This window comes from Nostoc parmelioides FACHB-3921 (genome assembly GCF_014696625.1).
Taxonomy (GTDB): domain Bacteria; phylum Cyanobacteriota; class Cyanobacteriia; order Cyanobacteriales; family Nostocaceae; genus Trichormus; species Trichormus parmelioides.
Genome location: NZ_JACJQL010000028.1, coordinates 17,519 through 33,787 on the forward strand (window position 1 = coordinate 17,519; position 16,269 = coordinate 33,787).

The window sequence follows — 16,269 nt, forward strand, 5'->3', positions numbered from 1 at the left end:
TATTTAATAATTTCTGTCATTTTAAAATGATACAAACTTTTGGTAAAAATGGTGACTAGAGTTAGGGAAGAGGGGAGTAAAACTCTTGAGTATTGACTGTTGATAGTTGGCGGTTGACTGACTAAAAAATAAACATGACTTGTAAATCCCAGTGTTGGTTTTGACGAATAATTTCAATTTGTCGGATAAATTCTCGCAAGTAAAATCTGCGCTCGGATTCTGATAAGTCTAACCAAAATTGAGGTATAGAAACTGCCTGAGCAACAGATAGCAAATTTACCGGAGGAAGGGTGGCTAATTTTGCTTGTAGTGTGGAAATTTCTGTACGGAGTTTGTAAGTTCTTAACTTGGCTGTTTCTGGGTCTAAAATATCGGTTTCCACTAGATTAGGTAACTGTTGCAGGATATTTTGTTGATGAGCGATCGCTGCTTTTAAACTATTCTTAACAGTATCCAGTTGGGGAAAATTCATCCCTGCTACTGCCAAAGGTAATTCACTGCAAACCTTGGCAATTGTCTGTTCCAAAATCTCTTGGTAAGCAATAGCCCGACACTTGGGGCTTTGGGGACACTTGATGGGACGTAAATAGAGATACTCTTTATCTTGATGACGTTGGGTGACACGGGTAACTGTCATGTGCGACTGACACTGTTGACAAACAACCAACCCAGCTAGAGAACGGGGCGCGCTAGCACTGCGGGAAGGTAAACGGCTATTGCGGCGTAGAAGTCGGTCAACTTGGGCAGCTTCGTCTCTAGAAATGATGGGAATATGGGTATCAGAGATAATTTCCCGATTTTGATAAGCGGTGTCCCCACGATAAACAGGATTAGTTAACCAACGCTTACCAGTGGTGACAGAGATTTTCTTACCGTATTTTTTAGCTAAGTAACGGACTGCACCACGCAGAGAACTATATAGTAAAAAGTTATCAAAAAAATCCTTCACGACTGGGGAGGTACTGCGGTCGATAATATATTTATCTTTACCTCTGCGATAACCATAGGGTGCTTTACCAGGAGGTGGTGCAGCATCCAGACGATTACGAGCGTGTCCTTGACGAATACGACGACTGCGATGTTGACGTTGAATTTCCTGTAACAATCTCAGCAAATCAGCCCGCAGATGAGAAGTTTCTGAGTTATAGGCTTGTTCTATAGCGATGATACCTATACTCATGGCCTCTAACTGATTGAGGCGATCGCTTACCTCCTCTAAATTATCCCCTAATTCCTCCAAACGCCGCACAATTAAATAATCACAAGATTCAGCTTGACAATCAGTCAATAATTGTTGCCATTCTGAGCGCTGTCCTAAATCCGCATACACCCGTTCCACTTCCCACTCCCAATTAATCTGCACAGGAGAAGTTTCTAAGAGAGGATCGGTGTAGGTGTAGGCGATAATTTTCATTAGTTAGTTGTCAGTTGACCGTTAACTGTTACTGCTGACTCAATTCGATAATATTCCCATCTGGGTCTTGGGTGAAAAGGGCGGGACGACCAGAGGCGCTTGGTTGAATGGGATAGTTTTTGTTAATTAACTCTTGCTTGGCTGCTTCTAAGTCAGCGACAGAAAAAGCAATATGGGGATTACGTCCCCATTTTTCGTTGGGGTTGTCGGTGGGTACATCTGACGCAACGATTAAATGAATTTGATAGTTGCCGACTTGATACCATGTACCCGGATATTTTAATGAGCGGTCAATTTTGGACAATCCCAACACTTGACTATAGAACTGTTCCGAGCGTTCTAAGTCAGTCACGAGAATGGCTGTATGAAGACCTTGGGTAATCTGCATTGTTGGTAATGAGTGATGGCGTTCTGTCCATCGTAAGTAATGGCTTTTCATCTTCTATCCTACAGACAATTACCCAATCCCCAATCCAAGGCAAAAGTCGAAAAAAAATCTTTTACCTTTTACCTTTTTACTTTTGACTTTTTTCCCCAATCTTAAGTTGTATACTCAGCGTTAATCTTCACATAGTCATAACTTAAATCGCATCCCCAAGCTTTGCCAGTGCCGTGACCATTACCGACCTTTACGGAAATTAAGACCGTATCTTGCTGAAGATAAGCGCCTGTGGCGGCTTGTTTTAAATACGCACTAGCTGCTGCACGGTCAAAGGGGAGGGGTTGACCATTTTCTAAGAGTAAAAAATCTCCTAGCTGAATTTGCAGGTTTTCCTGCTCGAAGGGAACACCAGCGCGTCCGGCGGCGGCGGCGATGCGTCCCCAATTGGGGTCACGCCCGAAGATTGCAGACTTCACTAATGATGAACCAGCAATAGTTTTGGCGATTTGTCTAGCTGCTTGTTCATCATGTGCGCCTGTAACTTGCACTTCTATAAGACAGGTTGCACCTTCTCCATCACGAGCGATCGCTTTGGCTAAATGCTGGCATACTGCTGTTAGCATAGCCTCTAATTTTTCTGATTCTGCGCCTACCTCAGTAATGGCTGGGGTGCGAGATTGCCCATTGGCTAGGGCAATTAAACTATCATTGGTGCTGGTATCTCCATCTACTGTAATGGAATTGAAACTTCTATCGGCTGCCCTAGCTAACATCTGTTGCCAAAGATGGGGAGAAACTGCGGCATCACAGGTAACAAAAGCTAGCATTGTCGCCATGTTGGGATGAATCATCCCTGAACCTTTGGCGATACCACCAATACGGACTGGGCGATCACCTATAGTGGTTTCTAAAGCAATAGATTTTGTGACCAAATCTGTAGTAATAATTGCCCCGGCGGCTGCATCTGAACCTGTATTAGTTAGGGATGCTACTAGTTTAGGAATACCATTGCGTAAGGCATCCATTTTAATTCGTTGACCAATTACCCCAGTAGAAGCCAACAAAATTAATTCGGGGGAAATATTTAACTCTTTTGCTAACAACTCGGCGCTTTCTTCTGCATCCTTAATACCTTGACTACCCGTAGCGGCGTTGGCTTGTCCGGCATTGCAGAGAATGGCGCGAGCGCTTTGCTTGGCTTGTAAACGTTGCCGACAGTAGTCTACACAAGCAGCCTTTACTTGACTGGTTGTGAATACACCAGCTGCGATCGCTTCTACATCTGATACTATCAAAGCTAAATCTGGCAACCCCGAAGGTTTGAGTCCTGCTGTAATTCCCGCCGCCCGATAACCTTTTGGTGCTGTAATTCCACCAGTGATTTCCTGCCAGTCTGCCATCTTTATTTTTACCCCTACAACTAAACTTAGTGGCTTGACTGGCGATTATATCAATTTGCAATTTGTAATTCGTAATTTGTAATTTGTAATTCGTAATTCTTGACATGGGGTGTGACTTCTTTTCCCTGCTTCCCAATCAAGTAAAAAAGGAGAGCCACTTGGGCAGCTCTCCAGATCATCAGGGTGCATCTACTTAGCACAGTATATCACTTTTGCCCTGAGGAGTAATACCCACTATTTATTTTTTGTATAAAGATTATTAAGAAATTTCACGGATACTATTGAACTCAAAAAATTATCCAAAGTTCCCGAAAAGGCAGGGGGCAGGGGAGGCAGGGGGAGAACTTACTCCAAGATTTTCGCCCTATCCCCAGTCCCCAATCCCCAATCCCCAATCCCCACTTTGAGATAAACTGACATTTATACAATTGGCAGTGGAAGACTTGTACAAAAAGAGATAATATTAATCTTCTGGAAGGAAAAGTCGCAAAAAGAGGGACTAAAGTTTAAACATATTCCTTCTTTAACTTTCCCACTTATGAAAATCTTCAATATCCAATCCTTAGCGAAAAACTTTTAAATCCTGTGACTTTGAGCTTGTCTGTTGCTAAATCTCATCGCCAACCCTGGCCCGGACTGATAGAAGCCTATCGTGAGTATTTACCTGTCAGTGAACAAACGCCAGTTGTAACTTTGTTGGAAGGTAACACTCCTTTAATTCCGGTGCCAGCGATCGCAGAACGTATCGGTAGACAAGTAAGTGTGTTCGTGAAATACGATGGTCTCAACCCCACTGGCAGCTTCAAGGATAGGGGTATGACTATGGCAATTTCCAAAGCTAAGGAAGCTGGAGCCAAAGCGGTCATTTGTGCGAGTACAGGCAATACCTCAGCCGCAGCCGCAGCCTACGCCCGTCGTGGTGGGATGAAGGCTTTTGTATTGATTCCTGATGGTTATGTTGCCTTGGGTAAGCTGGCGCAAGCACTTCTTTATGGTGCAGAAGTATTGGCAATTAAAGGCAACTTTGATAGAGCCTTAGAAATTGTCCGCGAGATGGCAGAAACCTATCCCATCACCCTGGTGAATTCAGTCAATCCCTATCGCTTGGAAGGTCAAAAAACAGGAGCCTTTGAGGTTGTTGATGCTTTGGGTAATGCTCCAGACTGGTTGTGCATCCCAGTTGGTAACGCGGGAAATATCACAGCATATTGGATGGGTTTTTGTCAATATCATCAAGCCGGGAAATGCGATCGCCTACCTCAGATGATGGGATTCCAAGCAGCCGGTGCAGCCCCCTTGGTAAATGGTCAGCCGATATCTCATCCCGAAACTATCGCCACCGCCATTCGTATTGGCAACCCAGCGAGTTGGGATAAAGCGATCGCCGCCCAATCAGCCAGTCAAGGAAGTTTTAACGCCGTTACTGATGAAGAAATTCTCGACGCATACCGACTATTGGCTTCATCAGAAGGCATTTTCTGCGAACCCGCCAGCGCTGCTTCCGTTGCTGGTTTATTAAAAGTCAAAGACCAAGTACCCACAGGCGCAACAGTAGTATGTGTCCTCACAGGTAACGGTCTTAAAGACCCAGACACAGCAATTAAACACAGTCACAGCCAATTTAAACAAGGCCTTGAGGCAGATTTAGGAGATGTAGCTAAAGCGATGGGATTTTAAGAGTTTTGAGACGCGATTAATCGCGTCTGTACAATTGTCAGTTGTCATTCTTCTTTGCTTCCCCTGCCTCCTCTGCTTCCCCTGCCCCTCTACTCTCCACCCCGTCCTCGTTCCTTTGCCAAACTATCAATCGCATCACCCAAAGCAGTAGTTAAACTTTTGCGGGTTTGGGCGTGGTTTTCTTGTTCTGTTTTCAAGGCTTGGCGTAGGCGATCGCGTTCTTTGATCACTTCAACCAGTTTGGCTTTCAAATCCTCCACAGTGCGGATTTGTGCCAACTCCTGCTGCACGCCGACGCTAGTTGTCGCGTCGGGTAAGGTTTGTCCGTCAATCCCCTTGAGTTGTTGAATTTCCGCCTTGAGGGAGGCGATCGTTTGGCGAAAGAAATCCGTATCTGTGCGGCGTTGTTCTGCTTCTGTGTTGTAGAGTTTACGCCACTTTTCAGCACTTTCCCAAGCAGCGTTGCGTTCTTGTTGCTGTTCTATTAACTGCTGCTTGAGTGTTTGGATTTCTGTTAGCCACTGTTGTGTTAGGTGTTGACCAAGTTCACTACTTTCAGCCATTTATTTACTTACTTCTCCTAGTTTTGGACTGTATAAAGGCAATTATTCTTTAAATAAGCAGTTTTAGTTAGTAAACTAATAAAACAAACAAAGTATAACTGCTTCTCTGTATAAAACAAGTGTGAGCCGAAATGCACAACTTCCACGTTGCACATTTTGGCTCAGTACTGTGTCAATACAACGTAAAGACAGATAAGGCAGTTAAGCAACTTAGCATAACCAGTTTTACGGTAGATGCGATCGCCAGTCAAATCTGGCACATTATTTAAGGAAACTTATCTGCCATCACTGAAAATCATGGTTCAGTCTCGTTTTTTTCGCTTCTTTCGTCATCTCAATTGGCGCACACTCAAAAAAACGTTTACCAGAACAACGGAAAGGCGGCTGTTGGGACTGGCTTCTGAAATTGCCTTCAATGCGATGTTATCTTTATTTCCGGCAATTCTCGCCGTACTCACCGCCATTGGTTTCTTTGCCGACTCCTTGCAAGACACCTTTAGACAACTAGCGGCGCAATTAAGCCAAGTCGCACCAGAAGAAGCAATGGTATTAATTCGAGAGTTTGCTGGTAGAGAAATTGCCAACTCTCGCAACAGTGGCTTGTTTTCTCTGAGTTTTGTCATAGCTATTTGGACAGCTTCCGGTGCTGTAAGTACTGCTATGACTGCTTTTGATCAAATCCATCAAATCCCTCAAGAAAAGATCCGCCCGTTTTGGCAGTCTAAACTTGTGTCCTTGGGCTTAACAGTCGGTACTATCTTGCTGTTGGTACTGGCTTCCTTCTTAGTTTTTATCAGTGATTTATTGTTGGGAATGGTGGTAAATGAAAATGGTGCTTTGATTTTCCTATTGCATCTGTGGCAATTATTGCGCTGGCCTTTAGCTTTGGGAATTGTGGCTACAGCCTTTAGTTTTATTTATCGTTATGGGACTAGTGTTTGGAAACCAGGCACACCCATAATGCCAGGAGCAATTATCGCCGCAATTTTCTGGGCAATTTTATCTGCCTTATTTCGACTGTATGTAGCAAATTTTGGTAACTATAACAAAGTCTATGGAGCTGTGGGGACAGTGATAGTGTTAATGCTGTGGCTGTGGATGAGTGCGGCTGTTTTGTTAATCGGCGACCAATTAAACGTAACTGTCGGTGAAGATATGCGCTCAAAACCATCCAAGGATCTAGCACAAGAGGTTCGTTAATAAGTATCGTGACAACGCTTGTAAATTTCACAAATAGCAGTAAAATATTGAACAATTTTGTTGCGAAAAACAAGCGCTCGCCTGAATGCCTAATTCTTCTCCCAAGTTCCCTGATATTGACTATAATGCTCAAGCCGTTACTTTAAAGCGTCTACGTAAATTAAGCCGCTTGTTAGATACAGTCATAACTATTCCTGGTACACCAATAGCTATTGGTTTAGACCCACTAATCGGATTTATACCCATTGGTGGTGATGCTTTAGGCTTAATACTTTCCAGTTACATAGTATTTGAAGCAAGGCGGCTAGGTGTGCCTAAAAAGATATTGAGTAGAATGATATTGAATATTATCATTGATAGTTTATTAGGTAGTTTCCCCATCATCGGCGACCTGTTTGACTTTGCGTGGACAGCAAACGAATATAACATCAAGCTAATAGAAAAACACTTAAATAGTGATTAGTCAACAGTCAACAGTCACCCTCCCCCATCTCCCCATTCCCCAATTTCTGCTGTAGAATGCCTTAACGAGTGTTGAGATCACTCATTGAGCAAAGACATGAAAGATTGGTGGCAAGAGACTTTCCCCAAGGGGCGGCAAAGTCTGATAATTAGTGATGTTCATGGGTATCCTGTACAAATTGCATACGGTGAAAAAGGTACAGGTAGACCATTATTTCTCATACACGGTATGGGCAGTTGGAGCTATAATTGGCGTTATAGTGTAGCTCCATTATCTAAGTATTTTCGAGTCATTTGTGTAGATGCTAAAGGCTTCGGTTTTTCGGATAAACCTTGTTTGCGTCAGGAAAAAAATGGGCATCAAGTCATTGAATTAGAGCGTATTATTCAATGTTTATGTGATGAACCAGCTATTGTTGTCGCTGAATCCTTAGGTGCATTAGTTGCCCTGGCCTTGGCACAAAGGAATGCCGAATTAATCGGGCGGTTAGTAGTAATTAATGCACCAATTTTTACCGAAAGTCTACCTCATTGGGCCATGTCCATCCTTGCCCAAACACCAATAGAAATATTACAAACAATCGATGATTTGCGTTTAGCTTATTTATTTGCGCCAATAGTTAGAGAAGTTATGGCGATAGAAAGGCGTAAAGTGCTGTTTGATCCGTCAATTTTGACTCAAGAAGATGTGTATTGGATTACTTACCCATTTATTGAAATTCCCGGTACTTTGGTGAAGGTTGCCGAAGAGTTACAAATAGCGGCAAGAGAAATCGAGAATTGGCAAGCCAATAAACCAAATATGCTCAGTGAAATTCAAAATAAGTTGAATTTAATTGCGGCTCCCACATTAATTTTATGGGGTGATCAAGATAGTTGGTTTCCTGCCAGCCACGGGGAAAAATTGCATCAACACTTGCCTAATTCCAAGTTGCGAATTTTGGATAACTGCTATCATGACGCTTCTAGTGGTTCTGCAAAAGTTGTCAACAAAGAAATTTTACAATTTCTCAAGGAGACAGATTTTTTATAACCATGTTTATTTAATTAAAAAACATAAATTATTCCAACTAGACGCTTAGTAGTTAGTAGGGTGCGTCAGTATGAATGATTTCTTGGTACAGCTAGGTTTTCTCGCACTGACGCACCCTACAGTTTCAATATTTTTTATCTGGAAGTCCCTAGCCTCAACCAGTGCTGTATTTCTTCCCGCCTTCCTCATCCCATCACAACCCCAAATCGACGGCGATACGATGGGCGCAGGCGAAGCCGGAAAAGGCGACTGCATTTAAACCCTGTCCGGGAAATGTACTGTCTCCTACACAATAAAGTCCCTTGATAGCGGTGCGATTAAAGGGCATGGACAATAACCCCCGCAGTTTACGCCTGGGGATGGGGCCATAAGTGCCGTCTTCTCTTCCCAGAAAACGGCGATGGGTGCGGGGTGTGCCTACTTCTAAATAATCTAACCCTGTATCTAAGCCAGGAAATATCTTTTCCAGTCGGTCGATAATTCGCCAGGCTGTCTCTTCTTTCTTCGCTTCGTAGTCACTCACAGACAACCCCTGCCAATCATTCATCCAATGAGGCGTAAAGGCATGAATTATATGGTATCCTTCTGGGGCTAATTTTGGATCAAGCAAGGTGGGTATGGAGACAAACAGTGTGCCTTCTGGTTGAGTCATGTTTTGCCAATCTTCCAAAATAATGTGATGGCATTCTGTCCCTTGAGGTAAGACTGACTCTTTCACCCCCATGTGTAAACTCAAAAAACTGGGCGATTTTTTATAGTTCTGTTGCCATTTTTTCTCATTAGATGGTATTTTATCTACAGGTAGTAATTTTTCAAATGTGTCCCACCGTGTAGCATTAGAAACTATCCGTTTGCCTCGATAAATTTCACCATTAGTTAGTTGTACACCGACAGCACAGTATTTTTCAGTAATGATTTTTGCTACTTTGGCTTGATATCGAATCTGACCACCGACTTTTTCTAAGCCCTCTGCAAGCTTTTGGGCAATTTGACCTACTCCACCTTTGGGGTAGTTAACACCGCCATAATGCCTGTCAGAAAAGACCATACCTGCGTTAATCATCGGTGTCATCGCTGCTGGCACTACAGACCAGCAGTAACATTCTATATCGATAAATTTCAATAATTCTGGGTCTCTGATGTAGCGACGGGCGATATCCCCGACATTTTGCGGTAGATACTTAAGTAAACCTAGACACGCTAAAGGATGCTGTAAAAACGATCGCAGCAAATACCGAGGTTCTTCTAATGACAACAACTCCATGCGGTTGAGACACTTAAATACTTGCCAACATTCGTCATAAAAGCGACGAATCCCCTCTTTTTCATGAGGAAAGTGAGCAGCAAGATTTTGCAAAAAATTATCATAAACCCGGTCAACTTTCAGGTTTAAGTTGTTGGGTAAGTGGTAGTGGATTTGTACGGGATCAGCGATCGCCTCTACACTAGTATTTACAGCTTGTAAGGCGCGGGTGAGTAAGTTCGTAGTCCCTCTGTTCCCTAACCCGAAAATCATAGAAGCCCCAACGTCAAATCGATAGCCTTGACGCTCAAAGTAGCCAGCACTCCCACCAGGAATGATATAGCTTTCTAGTACCAGAACTTTCGCTCCCTTGGCTGCGAGTTGGGTTGCTGTCACTAGTCCGCCAATGCCAGACCCAATCACGATGACATCAAACAAAGAATTTTGGGAAGTAGTTGAGGTTACGGACATAAAAGCTGCACTTACATGGAATTAACCAGCCAAACCGTATTTCATAATACATCTATATCTGGTAAAGCTTACGCAGTTTCCTCAAATTTATCGTAAATAAAAACTCGACCCACAAGGGGATAGAGTTTTGTCAGTTGTCAGTGGCAAAGATATGTAAAAACTTAATTTTGAATTTTGTAGCTTGCTTCCCGTAGGGTATTTTGAATTGTTAAGTGTTTACCCATACAAAAAAGAGGGATGAGCCTGCTACCGCCGACTAATCCCGTCTGCCGATCCTTAAAGAGAGGAGAACACTGACAAATAATATAACTCGGATTGAGAATACCTGTCAACTATTAATGAAAATCTTTTGCATTAAATTCCGATATCTCAGATTTAGCTCACAAATGCCCACCTACTAAGCCAAATTAATTACGAATTACGAATTACGAATTACAAATTACGAGACAGAGTATGATGATGTTTCAGTTCTCACAGAATTAAAATTGGCAATTTCCGGCTATGACGGTACAACTGCGTGTTTACGTTCCTCCCCATCCTCTAATTAAGCACTGGCTGGCAGTTGCCCGTGATGCTGCCACACCTTCAGTCTTATTTCGTAGTGCTATCACCGAATTGGGTAGATGGCTAACTTATGAAGCAGCGCGGGAATGGTTGCCTACAGACGAGACGACTGTACAAACTCCCTTAGAGATATGCCCAGCAACTGTCATCAATCCCCAAGTGCCTGTGGCAGTGGTACCGATTTTACGAGCAGGATTAGGCTTATTAGAGGGGGCGCAAACTGTCTTACCTTTGGCTTCAATTTATCACTTGGGTTTGGTGCGTAATGAGGAGACATTGGAAGCTTCATGTTACCTCAACAAATTGCCAGAAAAATTTGACCCCCAAACTAGAGTGTTAATTACCGATCCGATGTTAGCGACAGGTGGGTCTATCATGAAGGCAATGTCAGAACTAACAGAACGTGGCGTTGATCCGTCTTTAGTGAGAATTGTCTCTGTAGTGGCAGCACCACCAGCTTTACAAAAATTGAATGCGGCTTATTCTGGTTTGATAGTTTACACTGCAACAATTGATGAAACGGTTAATGATAAAGGGTTTATTGTCCCAGGATTAGGCGACGCAGGCGATCGCATTTTTGGGACATGAGCTAGTATGCAGCTAGGGAAGGAAAATAGCTTAACTAATGTAAAAGTTGCTTCAAGGCGGTATTATGAGTCAGCGTGATGGTTTTGCTAGCGGTTTTTTCGCAGGGGCAGTATTCGGCGGCGTAGTCGGCGGTATTCTGGGTGCTGTGATTGCTTCTCGACAAAGTGAAGAATTAATCGAAGACGGGAAAGAGTTAATTAATGGCTCAGGAGAAAGCAGGAAAGTACCAAGCAAACGTCGTCAAATGATATCCCCAGATGGCGATAACCTAGAAATGGAATCAGCAAGGCGATCGCTAGAAGATAAAATTGCCCAGCTAAATGCCACAATTGACGAAGTCAGAAAGCATCTAGGAAACGTTAATGGTAGTCCCGCACAGTCTACAGGCGATCGCTCCCTTAACAAAGATTCTTAAATAATTCTTGTTGGGAGTAGGCAGGGGCAGTACTCCTTGTTTCCCTTCCTCTTCCCAATCCCCAATCCCTAATCCCCATTTCTAAGATAATGGCGGTTAATGCGGCAACCATCCACATACGTCATAGCTTAGAGTAAATTAAAATCAATAATAAGACCGCTTTAACACCTAGTAGGAAACTAAACCATCCATGAATTTACTGATTACTACGTTAGTTACATTCGTTACTATTTACAGCTATTTGCTCATTATCCGGGTTCTTTTAACCTGGTTTCCTCAGATTGATTGGTACAACCAACCATTTGCGGCTTTAAGCCAAATAACCGACCCCTATCTAAATCTGTTCCGTTCCATTATTCCCCCCTTGGGTGGTATGGATTTTTCTCCTATCCTCGCCTTTTTAGTGTTGAATTTAACTGGCGACTTACTCAGAACTTTAACTAGATTGCCATTTGTACAGGGATTTTAATCAACCTGAACCATAAACTTGTAGAGACGTAAGGTAAACAAGTCTCTACAAGTCTCTTCATTTCCAGCTACTTGCGGACTTGGGCGCTAAAACCAGACGCTTTAAACTGCTTCAGCTTCAGAGGTAAAGGCTGATTTGCTGGTACAGTAATTCTCAATTCAAAATCACTGATTCCTGGTGGAACTTCAGCAATAGAACCCAGACGGGTGCGGTTTTGTAATATCGGGTCGTTGTTAGCATCATAAATGCGCCCGTAGATATCCGCATCGTATACCGTCTTATAAGTGCCATTTTCCGCTTTGCCGGTGACAATAAAGCAATTAGCGGATGTACTGCTGTTAGTAGCTACAGTCCCCTGTGCTAGTTCTGCTGGACACTCCTGATAAGACAAATCAGATAGTTTAATTTGAGTCAACGCCATAGCAGATGGAGTCCATACCCAGGAAATCAAAACCACCAGACAGGAAATAACGATGGTCGTGATGAGTTTAGCTAAAGGCTGAAAATTGAATATTAGTGCCGTACTGTTTTTCTTTTTCATATCTGTATAAGGTAGCAAGGAAACATACATAAACTTTATAACGGGGACTGATGACTGGTGTATGTTGACTGATGACTCATCACTTTTATTTACTTTTGTAATAATTATTAGATTAGGCCCTTGATCGCAATTCAGTTATGACTCCAGATGAGATTGCCACAGTCTTGCAAACAGCTTTTCATCGTTGTGATGCAGCTAGCTGTCCTCTCAGTGCTAGGCAGAAGGAGATTTTATTGCAAGTTTTGGAGGAAATTCAAAGGCAATCTTTATCTGGTGGGTCAGATACTCCTAATCCTTTGGATGAACTCACCCCAGAAGAATTAGAAACATTTTTAGCGTTTGTTAAGACGGAAGAAGAACAAGACCGCACTTGGAAGGTGCAGTTACTCAACGACTGGCTGCATAATCAAGACTCAGGAAATGTGCAGTTTGTGAGGGAACGATATGGGTTGCAGTGGTTAAACCGTGTTGAGTCATATCATTTTGACAAGTATGCTTATTTTGAGGAAGCACTAAAACTCAGAATAGGCGATCGCATCGAAGTTTCCAATGCCCTCTGGGAATGGGTGCAAGAAGATGGGCCTTGCAAACGAGAATGGTTTAGTGCGATCGTGATTCAAATAGACGATGCTTCCACTAATTGCGTCGTGCGCTTCTACAACGGCGCTGAGTATGAAATTGCGGGTGTATATGAGTGGAATCGTTACAACTGGCGCTGGCCGAAGAGGTAGAAGGAGATAATGCAGGGAAAATAGGAAAGAAGAAGCACAAATCAACCTTACACTCGATGCAGGTTGATTGATGAGCGTTGCCCATATGTCGTCCCCTATCGAAATTATTTTAATATTAGCTACAACTTTTTATCAGGCGATCGCTATTTTAATAGAAAATCGACAGTCGCCACCAGGAAAACTGATTGATGTGGGTGGATATCGCTTGCACCTCTACACGGCGGGACATTCTAGACCCACTGTGGTTTTAGAACACAGTTTAGGTGGAATTGAAGGTTATTTACTTGTGGAAGAAATAGCCAAACTGACACGAGTTTGCATATATGATCGGGCTGGATATGGTTGGAGTGATCATAGTCCTCATCCACGGACAAGTAGGCAAATTGTCGCAGAGTTAGACTTTCTCCTCACACTAGCAGGAATTGAGCCACCATATATTTTGGTGGGCAATTCTTTTGGTAGTTATAACGTGCGCTTGTATGCTCACTATTTCCCAGATAAAGTAGTAGGAATAGTACTTACTGATGGACTTCATGAAACGGAAATGTTGAAAATGTCCATCTATTTACAGGCTTTAAAACTATTTTTTGTTTCTGGCTTTGTTATGTCCATTTTAGGCTCAATCTTGGGAATTATCAGATTACTCAAAGTGATTGGTACATTTGAGATTATCAAGCGAGAATTAATTAAATTTTCTCCAGCAGTACTCAACCCAATTAAGCTTTCTTTTTGCCGTCCCAAACACTGGATTACCATGATTAGGGAACTCTTAAATCTGGATAAAAGCAGCCGCCAACTTCAGTTAACTAGGAAATTTAGGGGATTACCCATAGTTAGCATCAAAGCGAATACTTTTTTCCATCCTTCCCTTTGGACTATCCTGTTACCTCTGAAAGCAGCTAATAACTTACGCGAGCAAATGCACAAACAAATAGTCAATTTATCTACAGATTGTGTACAAATTAATGCTGAAAAAAGCGGACATTTTGTTTGGATTGATCAACCAGAATTAATCATCAATGCTATTCAGATTATTTTAAACAAAGTTGATGGTAGAGATAATTAGTTGGTGATTTCATTTTAAACCTAAATGTTTAATTAAAGCTTGACGCATGACATCTACAGGGATAGCTTCCTGCTGCAACCAAATTTTTAAAGCTGCTACACCTTGCTGAACTAACATTTCTAAGCCATCAATGATAATTGCGCCTTGTTGTTGCGCTTTTTGGAGAAATTGCGTTGGTTTGGGAATATATATCAAATCATAGGCGATCGCACCACTTTGTAAATTCACCAGTTCCTCTGCACTCAAAGGCGACTCATCAACCTGCGGATACATTCCTATGGGAGTTGTATTCACCAGTAGGTTAGCTTGAGGGATAAGCTTTGCTAGATAATCCCAGGTATGCACTTGTAAATTCTCAGCAATGGGGGAATTTTCCCAACTGTGGCGAAATTCTTCTAAGCGTTGCACATTGCGCCCCACTACATGAATTTCCGCAAAACCCAGTTGATAACAACCTGCGACAACAGCCCTAGCTGCGCCACCATTACCTAAAATTACGGCGATTTGCTGACTCCAATCTCGTTTATAAGTTGTCTGCAAAGGGGCAATAAACCCTTCTATATCGGTGTTTGTCCCCACCCATTGATTATTTTGAAGGGTGACGGTATTTACCGCGCCTATAGCTTGAGCAACGGGGCTAATTTCTGCAAGCAGGGGGATGATAGCTTGTTTATGGGGAATGGTCACACTAAAACCAACAACACCAATAGTAGCCAAAAGAGCGATCGCTGCTTCTAAATTATCTGGTGCTATGGGAAAAGGCAGATATACATAATCTAATCCCAATTGAGCGATCGCTGCATTGTGCATCACCGGTGACAGCGAATGTTCCACCGGATGTCCAATTACCCCCAATAGTTTAGTTTTGCCTGTAATCATTGTTTTTAATCATTAGTCAGTTGTTAGAGACGCGATTAATCGCGTCTGTACAGTTGTCTTTTCCCTGCTTTCCCTACTCCCCATTCCTAGCTCTACAATTATTAAAAGCTACTTAACATTTCTTTGTAATATGCAGACAAATACAGCCCCTTCTATAACTCCAATTCCTGGGCAATATTGGCAGTGGCGAGGGCATAAGATTTACTACGTTCGTGCGGGGGAAAAACAACCGCAGCGCCCACCATTGTTATTGGTGCATGGCTTTGGTGCTTCTACAGACCACTGGCGTAAGAATATCACAGGACTGTGTGATGATTTTGAAGTATTTGCGATCGACCTTTTGGGGTTTGGGCGTTCCGCTAAACCTAAATTACAATATGGTGGCGACTTGTGGCGTGACCAACTCCATGATTTTATCACTGAAGTTATTGGTCAAAAAGCAGTGTTAGCAGGTAATTCCCTTGGTGGCTATGCTTGCTTGTGTGTTGCTGCTCAACTTCCTGAGAGCGCAGCTGGTGTAGTTTTACTCAATAGTGCTGGGCCATTTAGTGAAACTCAAGCCACACCAGAACCAGAGGCTTTACAATCACAAATTCAGCCTCCTAAACAATCCTCACCTTTACAAAAAATATTTGGTGATAGTGTTAAGTGGATTTTTCGACAACCTTTAGCCCAATTTTTATTATTTCAATACGTGCGCCAAGGTTGGGTAATTCGGCAAACTTTAGAAAAGGTATATCTTGATAAAAGTGCAATTACAAACCAATTAGTTGAAGAAATTGCTCGTCCTGCTTACGACGCTGGTGCGCTGGATGTATTTGTCTCAGTTTTTAGCAGTCCTCAAGGAGAAAAAGTTGATGTGCTATTAAAGCAATTAACTTGTCCTTTATTAATGTTATGGGGTGAAGCTGATCCTTGGATGAATGCTAGAGAACGTTCTCAAAAGTTTCGCTTATATTATCCAGAACTTACTGAACATTTTCTTAGGGCTGGTCATTGTCCTCATGATGAAGTACCCAATCAAGTAAACCCACTTTTACAAGAATGGGTTTTTTCAATTGCTCGATAAATAACATTTATGTAGTGGCGTGACAAGCTTAGGGACTTCCAGATAAAAAAATATCCAAACTGTAGGGTGCGTCAGCCAGAGAAAACCTAACTATACCAAGAG

The 16,269-nt window shown here is 42.6% G+C and carries 18 protein-coding genes; 11 read left to right on the plus strand and 7 right to left on the minus strand.

All coding sequences use genetic code 11. The features are described 5' to 3' along the window. Positions 1-121 precede the first annotated feature (121 nt). The 3 genes from H6G14_RS18235 to argJ form a co-directional block, all read right to left on the minus strand. A complete protein-coding gene (locus tag H6G14_RS18235; RefSeq protein WP_190568747.1) occupies positions 122-1,414 on the minus strand; it encodes a recombinase family protein in 1,293 nt (430 codons plus the stop codon). A gap of 28 nt (positions 1,415-1,442) precedes the next feature. Next, positions 1,443-1,802: a VOC family protein gene (locus H6G14_RS18240; RefSeq protein WP_190568784.1), complete on the minus strand. Its 360-nt coding sequence runs from the start codon at positions 1,800-1,802 to the stop codon at positions 1,443-1,445. Between the two features lie 152 nt (positions 1,803-1,954). Beyond that, positions 1,955-3,196, minus strand: a complete 1,242-nt coding sequence (gene argJ / locus H6G14_RS18245) for a bifunctional ornithine acetyltransferase/N-acetylglutamate synthase (protein ID WP_190568748.1) — start codon at positions 3,194-3,196, stop codon at positions 1,955-1,957. Positions 3,197-3,781: 585 nt separating this feature from the next. Here argJ and thrC point away from each other — a divergent pair. Beyond that, the gene (gene thrC / locus H6G14_RS18250; RefSeq protein WP_190568749.1) at positions 3,782-4,873 is read left to right on the plus strand and encodes a threonine synthase; all 1,092 of its coding nucleotides are present in this window, start codon (positions 3,782-3,784) and stop codon (positions 4,871-4,873) included. 89 nt (positions 4,874-4,962) lie between these two features. Here the strand turns inward: thrC and H6G14_RS18255 are convergent, their stop codons facing one another. Next, the gene (locus H6G14_RS18255; protein WP_190568750.1) at positions 4,963-5,436 is read right to left on the minus strand and encodes a hypothetical protein; all 474 of its coding nucleotides are present in this window, start codon (positions 5,434-5,436) and stop codon (positions 4,963-4,965) included. Positions 5,437-5,567: 131 nt separating this feature from the next. On the opposite strand from H6G14_RS18255, the gene H6G14_RS18260 reads away from it, so the two are divergent. The 4 genes from H6G14_RS18260 (at position 5,568) to H6G14_RS18275 (ending at position 8,131) form a co-directional block, all read left to right on the plus strand. After that, complete coding sequence (locus H6G14_RS18260; RefSeq protein WP_190568751.1) at positions 5,568-5,705, plus strand: hypothetical protein; 138 nt, start codon at positions 5,568-5,570, stop codon at positions 5,703-5,705. A gap of 28 nt (positions 5,706-5,733) precedes the next feature. Next, a complete protein-coding gene (locus H6G14_RS18265) occupies positions 5,734-6,636 on the plus strand; it encodes a YihY/virulence factor BrkB family protein (RefSeq protein WP_190568752.1) in 903 nt (300 codons plus the stop codon). An 85-nt stretch (positions 6,637-6,721) separates the two neighbouring features. Next, positions 6,722-7,099, plus strand: a complete 378-nt coding sequence (locus tag H6G14_RS18270; protein ID WP_190568753.1) for a DUF4112 domain-containing protein — start codon at positions 6,722-6,724, stop codon at positions 7,097-7,099. Between the two features lie 96 nt (positions 7,100-7,195). Further along, the gene (locus H6G14_RS18275) at positions 7,196-8,131 is read left to right on the plus strand and encodes an alpha/beta fold hydrolase (RefSeq protein WP_190568754.1); all 936 of its coding nucleotides are present in this window, start codon (positions 7,196-7,198) and stop codon (positions 8,129-8,131) included. Between the two features lie 193 nt (positions 8,132-8,324). Here H6G14_RS18275 and crtH read toward each other — a convergent pair whose 3' ends face one another. Then, positions 8,325-9,845: a carotenoid isomerase gene (crtH, locus tag H6G14_RS18280; RefSeq protein ID WP_190568755.1), complete on the minus strand. Its 1,521-nt coding sequence runs from the start codon at positions 9,843-9,845 to the stop codon at positions 8,325-8,327. Between the two features lie 501 nt (positions 9,846-10,346). Here crtH and upp point away from each other — a divergent pair. The 3 genes from upp to H6G14_RS18295 all read left to right on the plus strand — a co-directional run bounded on the left by upp (position 10,347) and on the right by H6G14_RS18295 (position 11,881). Continuing rightward, positions 10,347-10,997, plus strand: a complete 651-nt coding sequence (upp, locus tag H6G14_RS18285) for a uracil phosphoribosyltransferase (protein ID WP_190568756.1) — start codon at positions 10,347-10,349, stop codon at positions 10,995-10,997. A 64-nt stretch (positions 10,998-11,061) separates the two neighbouring features. Then, positions 11,062-11,412 carry a ssl2009 family thylakoid membrane protein gene (locus tag H6G14_RS18290; RefSeq protein ID WP_190568757.1) on the plus strand — a complete coding sequence of 117 codons (351 nt, stop codon included), beginning with the start codon at positions 11,062-11,064 and terminating at the stop codon, positions 11,410-11,412. 190 nt (positions 11,413-11,602) lie between these two features. Further along, positions 11,603-11,881 carry a YggT family protein gene (locus H6G14_RS18295; protein ID WP_010996222.1) on the plus strand — a complete coding sequence of 93 codons (279 nt, stop codon included), beginning with the start codon at positions 11,603-11,605 and terminating at the stop codon, positions 11,879-11,881. A gap of 67 nt (positions 11,882-11,948) precedes the next feature. Here the strand turns inward: H6G14_RS18295 and H6G14_RS18300 are convergent, their stop codons facing one another. Then, positions 11,949-12,422, minus strand: a complete 474-nt coding sequence (locus H6G14_RS18300) for a biotin carboxylase (protein WP_190568758.1) — start codon at positions 12,420-12,422, stop codon at positions 11,949-11,951. Positions 12,423-12,559: 137 nt separating this feature from the next. Between H6G14_RS18300 and H6G14_RS18305 the strand changes: the two genes are divergently transcribed. Next, positions 12,560-13,153: a hypothetical protein gene (locus H6G14_RS18305; RefSeq protein ID WP_190568759.1), complete on the plus strand. Its 594-nt coding sequence runs from the start codon at positions 12,560-12,562 to the stop codon at positions 13,151-13,153. Between the two features lie 70 nt (positions 13,154-13,223). Next, positions 13,224-14,219: an alpha/beta fold hydrolase gene (locus H6G14_RS18310; RefSeq protein ID WP_242053473.1), complete on the plus strand. Its 996-nt coding sequence runs from the start codon at positions 13,224-13,226 to the stop codon at positions 14,217-14,219. Positions 14,220-14,228: 9 nt separating this feature from the next. Here the strand turns inward: H6G14_RS18310 and H6G14_RS18315 are convergent, their stop codons facing one another. After that, complete coding sequence (locus H6G14_RS18315) at positions 14,229-15,098, minus strand: shikimate dehydrogenase (RefSeq protein WP_190568760.1); 870 nt, start codon at positions 15,096-15,098, stop codon at positions 14,229-14,231. Positions 15,099-15,228: 130 nt separating this feature from the next. Between H6G14_RS18315 and H6G14_RS18320 the strand changes: the two genes are divergently transcribed. Then, entirely contained in the window at positions 15,229-16,167 is a 939-nt protein-coding gene (locus H6G14_RS18320) for an alpha/beta fold hydrolase (RefSeq protein WP_190568761.1), read from the plus strand. Positions 16,168-16,269 lie beyond the last annotated feature (102 nt).

What these genes read in the sequence shown, in the direction of transcription:
- H6G14_RS18320 (WP_190568761.1), top strand. Translation starts at nt 15,229, where the DNA reads ATGCAGACAAATACAGCCCCTTCTATAACTCCAATTCCTGGGCAATAT.
- crtH (WP_190568755.1), bottom strand. Translation starts at nt 9,845, where the DNA reads ATGTCCGTAACCTCAACTACTTCCCAAAATTCTTTGTTTGATGTCATC.
- H6G14_RS18290 (WP_190568757.1), top strand. Translation starts at nt 11,062, where the DNA reads ATGAGTCAGCGTGATGGTTTTGCTAGCGGTTTTTTCGCAGGGGCAGTA.
- H6G14_RS18305 (WP_190568759.1), top strand. Translation starts at nt 12,560, where the DNA reads ATGACTCCAGATGAGATTGCCACAGTCTTGCAAACAGCTTTTCATCGT.
- H6G14_RS18235 (WP_190568747.1), bottom strand. Translation starts at nt 1,414, where the DNA reads ATGAAAATTATCGCCTACACCTACACCGATCCTCTCTTAGAAACTTCT.
- H6G14_RS18265 (WP_190568752.1), top strand. Translation starts at nt 5,734, where the DNA reads ATGGTTCAGTCTCGTTTTTTTCGCTTCTTTCGTCATCTCAATTGGCGC.
- H6G14_RS18240 (WP_190568784.1), bottom strand. Translation starts at nt 1,802, where the DNA reads ATGCAGATTACCCAAGGTCTTCATACAGCCATTCTCGTGACTGACTTA.
- H6G14_RS18310 (WP_242053473.1), top strand. Translation starts at nt 13,224, where the DNA reads ATGAGCGTTGCCCATATGTCGTCCCCTATCGAAATTATTTTAATATTA.
- upp (WP_190568756.1), top strand. Translation starts at nt 10,347, where the DNA reads ATGACGGTACAACTGCGTGTTTACGTTCCTCCCCATCCTCTAATTAAG.
- H6G14_RS18300 (WP_190568758.1), bottom strand. Translation starts at nt 12,422, where the DNA reads ATGAAAAAGAAAAACAGTACGGCACTAATATTCAATTTTCAGCCTTTA.
- H6G14_RS18270 (WP_190568753.1), top strand. Translation starts at nt 6,722, where the DNA reads ATGCCTAATTCTTCTCCCAAGTTCCCTGATATTGACTATAATGCTCAA.
- H6G14_RS18260 (WP_190568751.1), top strand. Translation starts at nt 5,568, where the DNA reads ATGCACAACTTCCACGTTGCACATTTTGGCTCAGTACTGTGTCAATAC.
- H6G14_RS18255 (WP_190568750.1), bottom strand. Translation starts at nt 5,436, where the DNA reads ATGGCTGAAAGTAGTGAACTTGGTCAACACCTAACACAACAGTGGCTA.
- H6G14_RS18295 (WP_010996222.1), top strand. Translation starts at nt 11,603, where the DNA reads ATGAATTTACTGATTACTACGTTAGTTACATTCGTTACTATTTACAGC.
- H6G14_RS18315 (WP_190568760.1), bottom strand. Translation starts at nt 15,098, where the DNA reads ATGATTACAGGCAAAACTAAACTATTGGGGGTAATTGGACATCCGGTG.
- argJ (WP_190568748.1), bottom strand. Translation starts at nt 3,196, where the DNA reads ATGGCAGACTGGCAGGAAATCACTGGTGGAATTACAGCACCAAAAGGT.
- H6G14_RS18275 (WP_190568754.1), top strand. Translation starts at nt 7,196, where the DNA reads ATGAAAGATTGGTGGCAAGAGACTTTCCCCAAGGGGCGGCAAAGTCTG.